The organism is Fusobacterium ulcerans (genome assembly GCF_003019675.1).
Taxonomy (GTDB): Bacteria; Fusobacteriota; Fusobacteriia; order Fusobacteriales; family Fusobacteriaceae; genus Fusobacterium_A; species Fusobacterium_A ulcerans.
Window position 1 is genome coordinate 2,010,614 of record NZ_CP028105.1, and the last position, 17,295, is coordinate 2,027,908.

Annotated in this window: 18 protein-coding genes; 17 read left to right on the top strand and 1 reads right to left on the bottom strand. The window is 30.5% G+C overall.

What is annotated here, in order from left to right; genetic code table 11:
• Positions 1-11 precede the first annotated feature (11 nt).
• Positions 12-1,064 carry a DUF6709 family protein gene (locus C4N20_RS09390; RefSeq protein ID WP_005979377.1) on the top strand — a complete coding sequence of 351 codons (1,053 nt, stop codon included), beginning with the start codon at positions 12-14 and terminating at the stop codon, positions 1,062-1,064.
• Between the two features lie 60 nt (positions 1,065-1,124).
• Here the strand turns inward: C4N20_RS09390 and C4N20_RS09395 are convergent, their stop codons facing one another.
• Positions 1,125-1,427 (bottom strand): FMN-binding protein, encoded by a 303-nt coding sequence (locus tag C4N20_RS09395; protein WP_005979379.1) that lies wholly within the window; start codon positions 1,425-1,427, stop codon positions 1,125-1,127.
• Between the two features lie 455 nt (positions 1,428-1,882).
• Here C4N20_RS09395 and obgE point away from each other — a divergent pair, with 455 nt between their 5' ends.
• From obgE to C4N20_RS09475, 16 genes are all read left to right on the top strand, one after another.
• Complete coding sequence (obgE, locus tag C4N20_RS09400; RefSeq protein ID WP_005979382.1) at positions 1,883-3,169, top strand: GTPase ObgE; 1,287 nt, start codon at positions 1,883-1,885, stop codon at positions 3,167-3,169.
• A gap of 71 nt (positions 3,170-3,240) precedes the next feature.
• Positions 3,241-4,143 (top strand): tRNA (adenosine(37)-N6)-dimethylallyltransferase MiaA, encoded by a 903-nt coding sequence (gene miaA / locus C4N20_RS09405; protein WP_005979384.1) that lies wholly within the window; start codon positions 3,241-3,243, stop codon positions 4,141-4,143.
• A gap of 145 nt (positions 4,144-4,288) precedes the next feature.
• On the top strand, positions 4,289-4,750 hold the full coding sequence (locus C4N20_RS09410; RefSeq protein ID WP_231940495.1) for a hypothetical protein: 462 nt from the start codon (positions 4,289-4,291) through the stop codon (positions 4,748-4,750).
• 7 nt (positions 4,751-4,757) lie between these two features.
• Complete coding sequence (locus C4N20_RS09415) at positions 4,758-5,150, top strand: ATP-binding protein (RefSeq protein WP_005979387.1); 393 nt, start codon at positions 4,758-4,760, stop codon at positions 5,148-5,150.
• A 3-nt stretch (positions 5,151-5,153) separates the two neighbouring features.
• On the top strand, positions 5,154-5,501 hold the full coding sequence (locus C4N20_RS09420) for an STAS domain-containing protein (protein ID WP_005979389.1): 348 nt from the start codon (positions 5,154-5,156) through the stop codon (positions 5,499-5,501).
• 27 nt (positions 5,502-5,528) lie between these two features.
• Entirely contained in the window at positions 5,529-7,094 is a 1,566-nt protein-coding gene (rny, locus tag C4N20_RS09425) for a ribonuclease Y (RefSeq protein ID WP_005979392.1), read from the top strand.
• A gap of 126 nt (positions 7,095-7,220) precedes the next feature.
• Positions 7,221-8,012: a TIGR00282 family metallophosphoesterase gene (locus tag C4N20_RS09430; protein ID WP_005979393.1), complete on the top strand. Its 792-nt coding sequence runs from the start codon at positions 7,221-7,223 to the stop codon at positions 8,010-8,012.
• A gap of 11 nt (positions 8,013-8,023) precedes the next feature.
• Positions 8,024-8,956 carry a 50S ribosomal protein L11 methyltransferase gene (gene prmA, locus C4N20_RS09435; protein ID WP_005979395.1) on the top strand — a complete coding sequence of 311 codons (933 nt, stop codon included), beginning with the start codon at positions 8,024-8,026 and terminating at the stop codon, positions 8,954-8,956.
• A gap of 15 nt (positions 8,957-8,971) precedes the next feature.
• Positions 8,972-9,631: a (d)CMP kinase gene (cmk, locus tag C4N20_RS09440; RefSeq protein WP_005979397.1), complete on the top strand. Its 660-nt coding sequence runs from the start codon at positions 8,972-8,974 to the stop codon at positions 9,629-9,631.
• Positions 9,632-10,873, top strand: a complete 1,242-nt coding sequence (locus C4N20_RS09445; protein ID WP_040490812.1) for a 3-deoxy-D-manno-octulosonic acid transferase — start codon at positions 9,632-9,634, stop codon at positions 10,871-10,873. It abuts the gene before it with no gap.
• Positions 10,873-11,574: a tRNA (guanosine(46)-N7)-methyltransferase TrmB gene (trmB, locus tag C4N20_RS09450; protein ID WP_040490814.1), complete on the top strand. Its 702-nt coding sequence runs from the start codon at positions 10,873-10,875 to the stop codon at positions 11,572-11,574. Before C4N20_RS09445 ends, trmB begins: the two co-directional genes overlap by 1 nt.
• A gap of 18 nt (positions 11,575-11,592) precedes the next feature.
• Positions 11,593-12,873 (top strand): adenylosuccinate synthase, encoded by a 1,281-nt coding sequence (locus C4N20_RS09455; RefSeq protein WP_005979399.1) that lies wholly within the window; start codon positions 11,593-11,595, stop codon positions 12,871-12,873.
• Positions 12,874-13,016: 143 nt separating this feature from the next.
• Positions 13,017-13,328 (top strand): YlxM family DNA-binding protein, encoded by a 312-nt coding sequence (gene ylxM / locus C4N20_RS09460; RefSeq protein WP_035960408.1) that lies wholly within the window; start codon positions 13,017-13,019, stop codon positions 13,326-13,328.
• A 12-nt stretch (positions 13,329-13,340) separates the two neighbouring features.
• The gene (gene ffh / locus C4N20_RS09465; RefSeq protein WP_005979403.1) at positions 13,341-14,681 is read left to right on the top strand and encodes a signal recognition particle protein; all 1,341 of its coding nucleotides are present in this window, start codon (positions 13,341-13,343) and stop codon (positions 14,679-14,681) included.
• Positions 14,682-14,723: 42 nt separating this feature from the next.
• Positions 14,724-14,987 carry a 30S ribosomal protein S16 gene (gene rpsP / locus C4N20_RS09470; RefSeq protein ID WP_005949426.1) on the top strand — a complete coding sequence of 88 codons (264 nt, stop codon included), beginning with the start codon at positions 14,724-14,726 and terminating at the stop codon, positions 14,985-14,987.
• 141 nt (positions 14,988-15,128) lie between these two features.
• Entirely contained in the window at positions 15,129-17,294 is a 2,166-nt protein-coding gene (locus tag C4N20_RS09475; RefSeq protein WP_005979406.1) for a Tex family protein, read from the top strand.
• The last annotated feature ends 1 nt before the right edge of the window (position 17,295 follow it).

Consider the following 17,295-nt stretch of genomic DNA (forward strand, 5'->3'; position numbering starts at 1 on the left):
GGGGAAATATAATGGGAATTAATAATATTGGATATTCAATAAAGAGAAAAAATAGATTAGCTGCATTTCTTTTTATAATGGGAGCAATATTAATTTTTTTATTTTGTTTAAGAGGTTACATATCTTATTTTGGAGGACCTATATCAATAGAAAAATTAAAAAGCTTAAAATTAAAAGGTGAATATGTTCAAATAGAAACAGACTTTTTATTGGGTCCATTTGCAGGATATGATTATGGAATGGGAGAAACATCAGATAAAGCATATATAATTCCAATAGATGAAAATAAACAGAAATGGATTGCTGTCTATGTGAAAGGGAAAAAAGCAAGAGAGTTTGAAGAGTTAAAAGAGACTCTGATAAAGGCTTCACAGACAAAAGATAGAAGTGAATTTAAAAATTATACTGTAAATTTAAAAGGAACAATATTGAATATGGAGAGAGAGTTAAAAAAATATTATTTAGAATTTACAAAAGCTCCATATGATCAAAAAAGAACTTTTTTACCTTTGATTATTCAAGTGGACAAAGTTCCATCTTCAATTGATGGAATTGCTATAGATATTACAGTAATGTGGCTGTTAACAGGTCTTTCTTTTTTCTTGGTGACAGCAGCATCTTACTTAATAATAAAATCAGAAAAAGATAGTTATTTAGGTTATTTAAAAGATTATTGTGAAAAATCATCAAGTTATGAATATACTTGGCAGAAAATAAATGAATTATGCAGTGAAAAACCATTGATAAAAAATGTTTGGATAAATGAAAAATGGATGCTTTTTAGACTTGAAAAATATTTATATATCATGGATATTGATAATATAGTATGGATTTATTTAGAAGAAGCAAGAAGCAACTACAGCAGAAAACCTATCTATGGATTATGTATTGCAGAAGAAACGAAAAAAAAATATTGTATTCCCATCACTGAAAATGAAACATGGATTATAGATTATTTATTTAAAATACATAAACGAGCCTTATTTGGATATAATGAAGAATGGCAGAGATTATTTGAAAATGAATTTGAAAAGTTTAAAAGATTTGCAAGAAAAATAAATTAAAGAAATAAAAAAGAGGATAGATCAAATCTTTGATTATGGCTATCCTCTTTTAATTATGTGCTATTTTTTTAAAGCGTCAGCTACAGCTTCTTTAAATCCTTGTGAAGTATAAGTAGCACCTGCTACATCATCAACATCAACAGATTGTTTAGCTATAATTTCAGAAGTTAATTTTTCAATAGCTGGCTCAGCTATTCTTTTAGTATCTTTCATTTCTAAAACTTTTATAGCAACGATTTTGTCTCCATTTTTTTCAACAGAAACTTTAATTTCATCTTTGTATCCAAATCCTACTCCCTCTGATGCTGCTAAAGCTGCAACTGAAGATACGATTAGTAATGCAGAAATAAATAATTTTTTCATTTTTATCCTCCTGTTAAATTCAAGTAATATTAAGATTAAAAAAGTTTGATAAAGAACATAAGCATTATAAGTATAATTCTAAAAATTACTTTATCAATAACAATTTTCAATTAAATACATATTTAATAGCAGTAAAGAATTTTATTTTTTGTATATTTAAATTGAAGAAATAATTTATAAAATTTTTCTTTAAAGCTTTAATATTATTATATAATAATTTTCTAAAATTAATAAAATTTCTGTGAATATACAGTTAGATTTATATATTCATTATAAAAATTAGAGATAAAGTATTAGATAACATATAGATATTATATACAATAAATTCTAAAAAAAAGCAATAAAAAAATATTTCATTCATGTTCAAACCTTATGAAGAAAACTTGCAAAAAGATATAAATTAAGGTAAAATATATTGATAGAAAATTTGATATATAATCGGGAGTGAAAATAAGATGTTTATAGATGAGGTAATAGTAACGGTCAAAGCCGGTAATGGAGGAGATGGATCAGCAGCTTTCAGAAGAGAGAAGTACATCCAATTCGGTGGACCAGATGGAGGAGATGGAGGAAATGGAGGAAATGTAATATTCATTGCAGATCCTAACATAAATACTCTGATTGACTTTAAATTTAAAAAAGTATTTAAAGCTGAAAATGGAGAAAATGGACAAAAAAAACAAATGTATGGAAAAACAGGAGAAGATCTTGTTATAAAAGTACCAGTTGGAACTCAAGTGAGAGATATAGAAACTGGAAAACTTCTTCTAGATATGAATGTAGAAGGGGAGCCTAGAATATTATTAAAAGGTGGAAGAGGAGGAGCAGGAAATGTTCACTTTAAATCTTCTACAAGAAAGACTCCAAGAATTGCTGGAAAAGGTAGAGAAGGAGCAGAAATAAAAGTAAAACTTGAATTAAAACTTTTAGCTGATGTAGCTCTTGTAGGGTATCCATCAGTTGGAAAATCAAGCTTTATCAATAGAGTGTCAGCAGCTAACTCTAAAGTAGGAAGCTATCACTTCACTACTCTTGAACCAAAATTAGGAGTAGTAAGACTTGAAGAGGGAAAATCATTTGTAATAGCAGACATACCAGGACTTATAGAGGGAGCTCATGAAGGTGTAGGACTTGGAGATAAATTTCTTAGACATATAGAGAGATGTAAAATGATATATCATCTTGTGGATGTGGCTGAAATAGAAGGAAGAGATGCTATTGAAGATTATGAAAAAATAAATTTTGAATTAAAGAAGTTTAGTGAAAAACTTTCAACTAAAAAACAGATAATTCTTGCCAATAAAATGGATTTATTATGGGATATGGAAAAATATGAAAAGTTTAAGGCTCATGTAGAAGCTCAAGGTCATGAGGTTTTCCCAGTTTCTGTTATCTTAAATGAAGGAATCAAAGAGGTGCTTTACAGAAGTTACTCAATGCTTCAAGAAATAGAGAGAGAACCATTGGAAGATGAAGTAAATGTAAATGAAGTGTTGAGAGAAATAAAAGGAAATATGGAAAATTTTGTAATAACTCAGGATGAAGAGGGAACATATGTAATAGAAGGAAGAATTTTAGATGAAGTTCTTGCTAAATATGTTATTACTATGGAAGAAGAATCTATCATTAATTTCCTTCATATGATGAGATCACTTGGATTGGAAGAAGCTATGAGAGAAGCTGGAATTCAAGATGGAGACAATGTAAGAATAGCAGATGTAGAGTTTGAATATGTAGAGTAATGAATATATAAAAACATGAAAGCTGAATTTACATTATTCAGCTTTTTTGTGATTTTTAGAAAGGAAAATAGATGTTGAGGGGATTAGTAATTGCAGGTCCTACTGGAGTAGGGAAAACAGATTTATCTATTAAAATGGCAAAACTATTGAAGGCGGATATAATTTCAGCAGATTCTGCTCAAGTATATAAAGGAATGGATATAGGAACAGCTAAAATTACTACAGAAGAGATGCAGGGAATAAAACACTATATGCTTGATATAGTAGAACCTGTAAAAAAATACAATGTAGGAGATTTCCAAAAAGATGTGGATAACATTTTGAAAGAAAAAGAAACTAAGAAAAAAAATATTATCCTCACAGGAGGAACTGGATTGTATATAAGTTCGATAACTGATGGATTATCCTCTTTACCAGCAGGAGACCCAGTACTTCGTGAGGAACTTATGAAAAAAGATATAGAAGAACTATATAATGAACTTGCAGCTGTAGATCCACAAGCTGCATTGGATATACATAAAAATAATAGAAGAAGAGTAGAACGGGCTTTGGAAGTATTTAAATTAACAGGAGAAAAATTTTCTGTTTTGGCTAAAAAAAATATAAAAGGGAATAATTACAGCTTTTTAAAAGTAGCTTTAGAAAGAAATAGAGATGTTCTTTATGAAAGAATAAATATGAGAGTAGATATAATGTTGGAAAAAGGTCTTTCAGAAGAAGTGAGAAAATTGTATGAAAAATATGGAGACAATTTAAGAAAAATAAATATTATAGGTTATACACAATTAATAGATTATTTTAATAATAACTGTACCTTTGAAGAAGCAGTTGAAAATATTAAAAGAGATTCAAGAAGATATGCAAAAAGACAGTTTACATGGTTTAAAAATGATTCTTCATATACATGGTATAATTTAGATGAAATGAGTGAAGAGGAAATAATTGATAAAATAACATCTGAATTAAAGTTGTGATTAACTGCGATCAAGTGTAATTAAATTCTTGATAAAAACATAGTGATATGGTATTATTAATAGTAATAGGGATTAGGTGTATGTAATTATGAGAAAGATTTTTATTTGGATAATTTCAATCTTTTTTTTAACAGGATGTTCTAATTTGATAAATAAAAAAGTTGAGAATGAGTATGAAAAACAATATGTATACTTATATGAAAATTGGGAATTAGAAAAACTCAAAAAACAACTTAATGAGAACAAAATGATTCAAGGTGAAAATCCTTTGATTATTAAATATCAAAAATTATTAACTGAAAGAGAAAAAGATAAAAACACTCTAGAAACATTGATAGAGAAGATAAAGATAGATTTACAAAATGGTGATACAGAAAGTTTGCAGAAAACGCTTAATTTTTCTTTGAAAAATGTTTTTTTAGGGAAAGAAATAGAAAAAATAGATTTTTCCCAAATAAATATATTTGTTACTAAGCCAAAGTTTTATAATAAAAATGCTAGTAACATAACTGCATTTAATTTTGAAGATAGAACCATATATTTTGATGTAAAATTTTTATTAGAAAAAGGGGAATGGAAAATAACAGAATTTAAAGAGAGAAGGTGATAGGAGAGTGAAAAATATCATTAGGATGTCAATCCCATCTTCTTTAGAGAATTTATCTCTTATTAGAGCTTTGGTAAAAACTTATTTAGAAGTTCAGCATATAAATGAAAAAGATATATTTCAGTTGTTGTCTGTTGTAGATGAACTTTCAACAAATGTGGTAGAACATGGATATAAGTATAAGCCAGGAGACATTATTCTAGAAATACAGAAGTCAAATGATATAATACAGTTGATAGTAGAAGATAATGGAATAGGTTTTGATGAGGAAAAATTGAGTAAAGAAGAAGGCGGAATGGGATTGTATATAGCAAGAGCCATAGCTGACAATTTTAAAATTGAAAAAAAGTTGAATGGAACACTGTTTAAGATAGAAAAGAGAATTAAGGAGGCTGTATAAAAAATGGTAGAAAATTTTGATATAATCGAAAAAAATGTTGGGGATATAAAAGTTATAAAAGTGATTGGTGAATTAGATGCTTTAGTAGCTCCAAAATTAAAAGAAAGAATAACAAAACTTGTTGAGATGGACACAATAAAATTCATAATCGATTTTGAGGAATTAGTTCACATTAACAGTCTGGCTATGGGAATCCTAAGAGGGAAATTAAGAGTAGTAAAAGATATAGGTGGAGACATTAAACTTATAAATTTAAATGAGAATATTAAGACTATATTTGAAATGATAGGATTAGACGAAATATTCGAAATATACGAAACAGAAGATGAGGCAGTAGAAAGTTTTAAATAAAATAAAAAAATGGAGAAAGGATAAATTATGAATATAGGAATAAGTATAGGATTAGCGATAATCGGACTTAGTATCATCATTTCGTTGATGTATAAAAAGTCTGTTATAGATAAAAAGATAAATGAATTAAATGATTTAGAGGATGAGGTTACAAAATCAAAAATAAAGGCTAAAGAAATAATAGAATTAGCTGAAAAAGAAGCAGCAGCAAAGGGAAAAGAGATAGAGCTGAAAGCTAAAGAACATGTGTATCAATTAAAAGAGGAAGCTGAAAGAGAGATTAAAAACTCTAAAAATGAACTTCTTCAAAAAGAAGCAAGACTTACTAAAAAAGAAGAAGCTTTGGATAATAAAATAGAAAAATTAGAAGTTAAGAGTCAGGAACTTGAAAGAACAACTGAAGAACTTGAGCTAAAAAGAGAAGAAATAGATAAAATAAGATTACAACAGGAAAATGAACTTGAAAGAATATCTGGACTTTCAAAAGTAGAAGCAAGAGATATTCTGATAGCAAAATTAAGAGATGATCTTACTCATGAAACTGCTGTAGCTATTAAAGAATATGAATGCAAACTTGAAGATGAGAAAGACAGAATATCTAGAAGAATACTTTCAACTTCTATAGGTAAAGCATCAGCTGATTATGTGGTAGATGCGACTGTTTCAGTTGTAAATCTTCCTAATGATGAAATGAAAGGAAGAATAATTGGAAGAGAAGGAAGAAATATAAGAGCTATTGAAGCTTTAACAGGTGTAGATATTATAATTGATGATACTCCAGAAGCAGTAGTGCTTTCTAGTTTTGATGGAGTAAAAAGAGAAATAGCAAGAATAGCTATTGAAAAACTTATCACTGATGGAAGAATCCATCCAGGTAAAATCGAAGAAGTAGTAAACAAAGCTAAAAAAGAAATAGAGAAAGAAATTGTAGATGCTGGAGAAGAAGCATTAATTGAATTAGGAATACCAGCAATGCATCCTGAAGTAATAAGAACTTTAGGAAGATTGAAATTTAGAACAAGTTATGGACAAAATGTGCTTACTCATTCAATAGAGGTAGCTAAATTATCGGCTAATCTAGCAGCTGAGATAGGTGCAGATACAGAATTGGCAAAAAGAGCAGGACTTTTACACGATGTAGGAAAAGTTCTTGAAAATGATATAGAAGCTTCTCATGCTATTATTGGTGGAGAATTCTTGAAAAAATTCGGAGAGAAATCAGATGTAATAAATGCTGTTATGGCCCATCACAATGAAGTAGAATTTGAAACTGTGGAGGCTATACTTGTACAGGCAGCAGATGCTATATCAGCATCAAGACCAGGAGCAAGAAGAGAAACTCTTACTGCTTATCTAAAGAGATTGGAAAGTCTTGAAGAAATAGCAAATTCATTCAATGGTGTTGAATCATCTTATGCTATACAAGCTGGAAGAGAAATTAGAATAATAATCAATCCAGATTCTATAAGTGATGATGCAGCTACTAAAATGTCTAGAGATGTGGCTAAGAAAATCGAGGAAACAATGCAGTATCCTGGACAGATAAAAGTTACTATTGTTAGAGAAACTAGAGCAGTAGAATACGCTAAGTAAGAAAAAATGTAATAGAAAATAATCACCCCACTAAAATACTAATCATATATTTTAGTGGGGTTTTAAAATTAGAGAAAAAATGATATAATTTGTGTTGGATAAAACGTTATAGAAAGAAGGACGAAAATGAAAGTTTTAATAGTTGGAGATATAGTAGGAAATCCAGGAAGAGAAACATTAAGAACATATTTGGAAAGAAAGAGAAAAGATTATGATCTGGTTATAGTAAATGGGGAAAATTCAGCAGCAGGATTTGGAATAACAGGAAAACTGGCAGATCAATTATTTAGCTGGGGATGTGATGTTATAACTGGTGGAAATCATATCTGGGATAAAAAAGAATTTTATGATTATCTTGATAAAACAGACAAAGTATTGAGACCAGCAAATTACCCAGATGGAGTACCAGGAGTAGGGCACACTATAGTAAAAGATAGAAATGGAAATAAAGTTGGGATAATATCTCTTCAAGGAAGAGTTTTTATGCCTCCTATTGACTGTCCATTTAAAAAAGCAAAAGAACTAATAGAAGAGATAAAAAAAGAAACAAAAATTATCATAATAGATTTTCATGCTGAAGCTACTTCAGAGAAAATAGCCATGGGTTGGCATGTAGATGGATATGTTTCAGTAGTATATGGAACACATACACATATCCAGACAGCAGATAATAAGATACTTCCAGAGGGAACAGGATATATTACTGATGTGGGAATGACTGGATCAGATAATGGAGTTATAGGAATGTCTGTTGAATCAATACTTCCAAAATTTTTAAATGCACTTCCTCAGAGATTTGAAATAGCTGAAGGAAATGAGAGATTAAACGGAATAGAAGTAGAGATAGATATGGAAACAGGAGAATGTAAAAGTATAGAGAGAGTAAATAAATCGCTTACTGAAATAAGTTTTAGTTAATGGAGATGAGAATGAAAGTAGTAGAAATAAAAGTAATTTATGAAAGTGACGATATAGAAAAAGCTACAAAAGAAATATCAGATATATTTTATGATTTTGGAGTTACAGGATTGAAGATAGAAGAGCCTCTTGCTCATAAAAATCCTTTGGACTTTTATAAAAATGAAAAAGATTTTTTAATGGTGGATCATGCTATATCAGCTTATTTTCCATTGAATCCATATTCTGAAAAAAGAAAAACTGCCATATTAGAAAGATTTCAAGAGCAATTTTCAGAAAGAGATGATATAATATATACTGTTGATTTTTATGAATATGATGAGGAAGATTACCAAAATAGCTGGAAAAAGTATCTTTTCCCTGAAAAAGTAAGTGAAAAGTTTGTAGTTAAACCTACTTGGAGAGAATATGAACCAGAAGAAGATGAACTTATAATAGAACTTGACCCTGGAAGAGCTTTTGGAACAGGATCTCATCCTACAACTTCTCTTTGTCTCAAATTAATGGAAGAAAACATTAAAGCAGGAGATAGTGTTATAGATGTGGGAACTGGATCAGGAATCTTGATGATAGCAGCTGACAGACTTGGAGCTTCTGAAATATATGGAACAGATATAGATGAATTAGCTGTAGAGTCAGCAAAAGAAAATCTTGAGCTTAATAAAATAGATGGAAATAAGGCTAAAGTATTTAAAGGTGATCTTATATCTGTAGTTGAAAATAAAAAATTTGATGTAGTAGTAGCTAATATATTGGCAGATGTACTTTTAATTCTGCTGAATGATATATCTAAGGTAGTAAAAAAAGATGGGTTAATAATTTTTTCTGGTATCATTGAAGATAAATGTGAGATCTTGAAAAAGGAAATAGAAGCATTAGGATTTGAGATATTGGAAATAAAAGCTGATAAAGAATGGAGAGCAATGCTCATAAAAGCTAATTAATAATCAGGGGGAAAAATGGAAGAATTCATAGTAACAGTAGATGGACCAGCAGGAAGTGGAAAAAGTACAATAGCTAAAATAGTTGCATCTAAGTATGGACTTACATATTTAGATACAGGAGCAATGTACAGAATGATTGCTCTTTATGCATTGGAGAACAATGTAAATCTTGAAGATGAAAAAAGTGTAGAAGCAATGCTGGAAAATACAAAACTGGATATTGTAGGAAATAAATTTTTTCTTAATGGAAAAGATGTGTCAGAAGAAATAAGAACTCCTGAAGTAAGTGGGATAGTTTCTCCAGTAGCAGCTATAAAAGCTGTAAGAGTAAAACTGGTAGAACTGCAAAGAGAAATAAGCAAAGGGAAGAAAACTATTTTAGATGGAAGAGATATTGGAACAGTAGTTTTTCCAAATGCACAAGTGAAAATATTTTTAGTGGCTTCACCTGAAGAGAGAGCTAGAAGAAGACTTAATGAATATAAAGAAAAAGGGATAGAGGCTGATTTTGAATCTGTGATAACTTCTATAAAAGAAAGAGATCATATAGATTCTACAAGAAAAGAGAGTCCTCTTATGAAAGCAGATGATGCTGTGGAAATAGACAGCAGCGTAATGACAATAGAGGAAGTGGTTCAAGCTATATCAGAATGCATAGACAGGAAGGTAAAATAAATGTTGTACAATGTCATAAGGGTATTGATCACTCCATTTTTATATATGTATATGCTTGTAAATAAAGAAAAAAAAGAATTTTTTTATAAGAGAATAAAGCAAAACTTAGATATATTGAAAAAAGAAAAATATATCTGGGTACACTGTTCTTCAGTGGGAGAAGTAAATCTTTCAGAAGCGTTGGTAAAAAAGATACTTTCTGAGAGAAAGGAAAGAATACTTCTTACAGTAATGACAGATACAGGGATGGGGACGGCAAAAGAAAAATATAAAAACAATGAAAGAGTGGATATATTATACTTTCCTTTAGATGATAAGAATGTTATAAAAAATATACTTGAAAGAATAGAGATGAAAATTCTTATTCTCATTGAAACAGAGATATGGCCAAATCTTATCACTGAATGTCATAAAAATGGGAAAGTAATAGTAGTTAATGGAAGAATATCTGACAGAAGCTTTGGAAGATATGAGAAGTTGAGCTTTTATCTTAGAGGTGTTTTTAAAGATGTAGATGGATTCTATATGCAGTCGAAACTTGACAGTGAAAGAATAATAAAGATAGGAGCAGATGAAAACAGAGTAGAAACTCTTGGAAATCTGAAATTTGATATAGATCTTGAGAGATTTGATGAAAAAACTAAAGAGGAACTGAAAAAATTTTTAGGAGTACATGGAAGAAAAGTTTTTACTGCTGGAAGCACAAGGACAGGAGAGAATGAAATCATTCTTCAGGTGTTCAAAAAACTTACAAACACAATACTTATACTGGTACCAAGACATATTGAAAGAGTCCCTGTAATAGAGGAATTGATAAAAAAAGAGGGGCTGACATATAAGAAATATAGTAAAATAGATAGTGACAATTTTGAAAAAACTGATATAATACTTGTGGATAAAATTGGAGTATTAAGAAAGTTATACTCAATTGCTGATATAGCATTTGTTGGAGGAACTCTTGTAGATATAGGTGGGCATAGTCTTTTAGAACCACTTTTCTATGGAAAGACACCAATATTTGGACCCTATTTACAAAATGTAAAAGATATTTCAAAAGAAGTATTGAATAAAAATATAGGTTATAAAGTAGAAAATGTAGATGAGTTTTTGGAAGCTGTGAATCAAATAGAAAGAAACAGCGATATGTATAAAAAAAATATAGAAGTTTTTTTTGAAGAAAACAACAGAACAGCTGATAAAATTTTAGAAAAAATAGATAAGCTTTTAGAAGTGGAGGATTAATGGTAAACGATAGCATAAAAGATGATTTGTGGAGACATTTTTTCAAAAATCCAAGAAAAAATTATAATCCATATATATTAAGACTTCTTGACTATCCAGAGTATATTATTTTTGATAAGGAAATCATGGATTCATACAAAGGAAAATGGAAAGAGTTTTTTAAAAATGATAACCCTGTTTATCTTGAGATAGGATCTGGAAGTGGAAACTTTGCTCAAGGTATGGCGATGAGATATCCAGAAAGAAATCACATAGGACTTGAACTTAGATTTAAGAGACTTGTGCTTTCTGCAACTAAAGTAAAAAGAGATAATTCTAAAAATGTTTTATTTTTGAGAAGAAGAGGAGAAGAGGTACTTTCTTTTGTTGCTGAAAATGAAATAGAAGGAGTGTATGTAAATTTTCCTGATCCTTGGGAAGAAAATGAAAAGAATAGAGTGGTACAGGAAAGTTTCTTTAAAATACTTGATGTAGTATTGAAAAAAGGCGGGAAATTTTTCTTTAAAACTGACCATGATAAATATTATCAAGATGTTATTGATCTTGTAAATTCAATAGATGGATATGAAGTAATATATCATACGCCAGATCTTCATAACAGTGAAAAAGCAGCAGATAATATTAAAACTGAATTTGAACAGCTGTTTTTATGTAAACATAACAAAAACATCAATTATATTGAGATAGAAAAAACAAAATAACCGTAATAGGAGGTCTATATGGCAGGATATGTAGTAGTTGGTACCCAATGGGGAGACGAAGGAAAAGGAAAAATAATAGATGTTTTGGCAAACAAAGCTGACTATGTAGTTAGATTTCAAGGTGGAAATAATGCAGGACATACAGTAGTAGTAAATGGAGAAAAATTTGTATTACATCTATTACCATCTGGAATGCTTCATGGAAATGGAAAATGTATAATAGGACCAGGAGTTGTTATTGATCCTAAAGTTTTATTGCAAGAATTAGATACATTAGAGGCTAAGGGAGCAAAAGTAGATCATCTGTTTATCAGTGACAGAGCTCACATAATAATGCCTTATCATGTAAGAATGGATGAACTGTGTGAAGAAAACAGCGGAGAACATAAAATAGGAACTACTAAAAGAGGAATCGGGCCTTGCTATGCTGATAAAATCAATAGGGTAGGAATAAGAGCAGTAGATCTTTTAGATATGAATATTTTTGCAGATAAATTAAAAAGAGGGCTTGAAGCTAAAAATTTAATATTTACTAAAATATATGGAGCAGAGCCTTTATCATTTGATACTATTTTTGAAGAGTACAAAGGATATGCAGACAGACTTAAACATAGAATAATGGATTCAATCCCTGAAATAAATAAAGCTTTAGATGATGGAAAATTAGTTCTTTTTGAAGGAGCACAAGCTATGATGCTTGATATCAACTATGGAACATATCCATATGTTACATCATCTTCACCTACTACTGGAGGAGTAACTACAGGAGCAGGAGTATCTCCTAGAAAAATAACTAAAGGTATAGGAGTGATGAAAGCATATACAACAAGAGTTGGAGAGGGACCATTTGTAACTGAACTTACAGATGAACTTGGAGAGCAGTTAAGAAAAACTGGATTTGAATATGGAGCAACTACTGGAAGACCTAGAAGATGTGGATGGCTGGATCTTGTAGTAGGAAAATATGCTGTAGATATCAATGGACTTACAGATATAGTTATTACTAAAATAGATGTTCTTAGTGGACTAGATACTGTAAAAATATGTGTAGCATATGACATAGATGGTAAAAGATATACATCTGTTCCAGCATCTACAGAAATATTAAGCAGAGCAATTCCTGTATATGAAGAATTACCAGGATGGAAGGAAGATATTACTCAAATGAAAAATTATGATGAACTTCCAGAAAATTGTAAAAAATATATCAAGAGAATGGAAGAATTCTTAGGATGTCCTATTAGTGTTGTATCAGTAGGACCAGACAGAACACAAAATATCCATATAAGAGAAATTTAATATTATAGAAGAGGTTGATTGAAGAACTGGATAAATTTTAGAACTTTAATCAACCTCTTTTCTATAATTTGCAAAAAATAATAATGTAAAGAAAAAACACTTGACATAAATTATAAAATTTTATATAATACATTGGTGATATGATGGAGTTAGATGAGTTTTTAGAAGTTTCAACTCTTTTAGATTATTATAAAAATCTTCTTAGTGATAAGCAGAGAGAATATCTTATAAATCATTTTGAAGATGATCTTTCACTGTCTGAGATTGCTAAAAATAATGATGTGAGCAGACAGGCTGTTTATGATAATATCAAAAGAGGGATCAAATTATTGAAAGATTATGAAGAGAAACTAGGTTTTCATGAAAAAGAAAAACAGGTTTATCAAGAACTTTTGGAACTTAAAAAAGATTTCAAAATAGAAAAGTTGGACGATATAATTGAAAAGTTATTTTAGTTAGAGGTGGATATGTTAGATAATTTAGGTTCTAGATTTCAGGAAATTTTTAAAAAAGTAAGAGGTCATGGAAAACTAAGTGAAAGTAATATAAAAGAAGCTTTAAAAGAAGTAAGAATGTCGTTGCTGGAAGCCGATGTCAATTACAAAGTAGTAAAGGATTTTACAAATAAGATACTTGAAAAATCTGTGGGAACAGATGTATTGAAAGGTATAAATCCAGGTCAGCAGTTTATCAAAGTTGTTAATGATGAGCTTGTTGAACTTCTTGGTGGAACAAATTCAAGACTTACTAAGGGAGTAAGAAATCCCACTGTGTTGATGCTTTCTGGATTGCAAGGGGCAGGAAAAACTACTTTCGCAGCAAAATTAGCTAACTATCTGAAAAAACAGGGAGAATCTGTTTTGATGGTAGGGGCTGATGTATACAGACCAGCAGCTATAAAACAGCTTCAGGTATTAGGAGAACAGGTAGATGTTCCTGTATATGCAGAAGAGGACAACAAAGATGCAGTAGCTATCTGTGAACATGGACTGGCTAAGGCAAAAGAATTGAACTCAACATACATGATAATAGATACAGCTGGAAGACTTCATATAGATGAAAAACTTATGGATGAACTTAGAAATATAAAAAAAGCTGTAAGACCTCAGGAAATATTATTGGTAGTAGATGCTATGATAGGGCAGGATGCTGTTAATCTGGCAGAATCTTTCAACAATGTACTTAGTATAGATGGAATAGTACTTACGAAATTAGATGGAGATACAAGAGGGGGAGCAGCCCTTTCTATAAAATCTGTTGTAGGTAAACCTATAAAATTTGTAGGAGTTGGAGAAAGAATAGATGATATAGAACTTTTCCATCCAGAGAGACTTGTATCAAGAATCTTAGGAATGGGAGATGTAGTATCACTAGTTGAAAAAGCACAAAGTGCTATAGATGAAGAAGATGCAAAGTCGCTGGAAGAGAAGATAAGAACACAGAAATTTGACTTAAATGACTTTTTGAAACAGCTTCAGAATATAAAAAAATTAGGTTCTCTTGGAAGTATTTTAAAAATGATCCCAGGAATGGGACAGGTTGGAGACTTAGCACCTGCTGAAAAGGAAATGAAAAAAGTAGAGGCTATAATTCAGTCAATGACTAAAGAGGAAAGAAAGAAACCTGATATACTTAAAGCAAACAGAAAGAAAAGAATAGCTTTAGGAAGTGGTACAGAAGTTGCTGACATCAACAGACTTTTAAAACAGTTTGAACAGATGAAAGGCATGATGAAAATGTTCAGTGGTGGAAAAATGCCACAGTTCCCTGGAATGAAAGGTGGAAAGGGAGGAAGATTCCCTTTTTAAAAAATAAATAAAATTCAAAAGAATAAAAGGAGACGTGAAACAATGTTAAAATTAAGACTTACAAGATTAGGAGACAAAAAAAGACCTTCTTATAGAATCGTAGCTATGGAAGCTTTATCAAAAAGAGATGGGCAAGCTATCGCTTACTTAGGAAATTATTTCCCATTAGAAGATTCTAGAGTAGTATTAAAAGAAGAAGAAATCATTAAATTCCTAAGCAATGGAGCACAACCTACTAGAACTGTAAAATCAATTTTAGTTAAGGCTGGAGTATGGGCAAAATTCGAAGAAGCTAAAAGAAAATAGTCTAGAAATATTATAAAGGGAGGCTTTATACCGAGGTGTAGAGCCTCTTTTTCTAATCTTTAGTTAGACAACAATTAAAAGATTTGGTATAATATAGAGAAATTCGTATGAAAATTTATAATAATTTAAAGAAGGGGAAATATGGAAAAAATATATAATATAGTAGCCAAAAACTTAGGTTTAAAAATATCTCAAGTTACTAACACAATGCAGCTTTTAGACGAAGGAGCAACAGTACCCTTCATTTCAAGATATAGAAAAGAAGTAACTGAAAACCTAGATGAGATACAGATAGGAAACATACTTGAAAGTGTAACTTACCTTAGAAACTTGGAAAAAAGAAAAGAAGAGGTAATCAGATTAATTGAAGAGCAGGGAAAACTTACTGAAGAAATACAAAAAAGTGTTGAAGCTGCTGAAAAACTTCAGGAAGTAGAGGATATATACTTCCCATACAGAAAGAAAAGAAAGACTAAGGCTGATGTGGCTAAAGAGAGAGGATTAGAACCTCTTGCTGATGAAATGATGAAGCTTCCATCTATGGAAAAAGTAATGGAAAAAGCACAGGAATTTATAACAGAAGAAGTACCTACACCAGAAGAAGCTGTGGAAGGTGCTATGCTTATAATTGCTCAAAATATCTCTGAAACTCCTGTATATAGAGAACAGATCAGAGAAATAATGCTTAAATCAGGAATCTTAGTTACAAAAGAAACAAAAAAAGCTAAAGAATTAGATGTAAAAAAAGTATATGGAGATTATTATGAATACAAAGAACCTGTATCAAAAATGCCTCCACATAGAATACTTGCAGTAAATAGAGGAGAAAAGGAAGATATCCTTTCAGTTTCTGTAACTCTTGATGAAATGAGCAGAAGCAGAGTAGAAACTCTGATTCTTAGAAATTTTCTTAATAAGAATCTAAAAGAAACTTACCTTAAAATAATAGGTGATTCTCTAGACAGACTTATTCTTCCATCAATAGAGAGAGAAGTAAGAAATATACTTACTGATAAGGCTGAACTTGAAGCAATAGCCGTATTTAAAGAGAACCTTAAAAATCTTTTGATGCAGGCGCCTTTAAAAGAGAAAAGTGTACTGGCTCTTGATCCGGGATATAGAACAGGTTGTAAAGTGGCAGTTATAGACAGAAACGGATTCTATATAGAGAAAGATGTTTTCTTCCTTGTTGAAGAGATGCACTCTCCAAGACAATTAGCTGAAGCTGAAAAAAGAATAGTAGATTATGTAAAAAAATATGAAATAGATATAATTGTTATAGGAAACGGAACTGCTTCAAGAGAGACAGAAAGCTTTGTTGCAAATGTAATAAAGAAAAATCATCTTTCAGCAAAATACCTTATAGCAAATGAGGCAGGAGCTTCGATATACTCTGCATCTAAAATAGCAGCAGAGGAATTTCCTGATTTAGATGTAACTGTAAGAGGAGCTATTTCAATTGGTAGAAGAGTACAGGATCCACTTGCTGAACTTGTAAAAATAGATCCTAAATCAATAGGTGTAGGAATGTACCAGCATGATGTTAATCAGGGGCGTCTTGATGAATCACTTGATTCAGTTATAACTTATGTGGTAAATAATGTAGGAGCTAATCTTAATACTGCTTCTTGGGCATTGTTATCTCATATATCAGGAATAAAAAAGAACATAGCTAAAAATATTGTTGATTACAGAAAAGAAAATGGAAACTTTGGAAACAGAAAGCAACTTCTGAAGGTAAAAGGAGTAGGAGCAAAAGCTTATGAACAAATGGCTGGATTCCTTGTTATACCTGAGGGGGAAAATGTACTTGATAATACAATAATCCATCCAGAATCTTATCATATAGCAAAAGAGATATTAGAAAAAGTAGGATTTACATTAGAAAATTACAGAGAAGACTTGAATGGAGCAAGAGAAAAACTTAAATCTTTTGACTACACTTCATTTGCTAAAGAAAAAGAGTATGGTGTGGAAACTGTAAAAGATATATATCAGTCTCTGATTAGAGATAGAAGGGACCCTAGAGATAGTTTTGAAAAACCTTTATTGAAATCTGATATACTTAAAATAGAGAACTTGAAAGTAGGAATGGAAATAGAAGGAACAGTAAGAAATGTTGTTAAATTTGGGGCTTTTGTGGATATTGGACTAAAAAATGATGCTCTGCTTCATATTTCTGAAATATCTAATAAATTCATAGATGATCCAAGTAAAGTTCTTTCAGTAGGACAAATTATAAAAGTAAGGATCAAAGATGTAGATAAAGAAAGAGAAAGAGTGGCGTTAACTAAAAAGGAGATTTAAT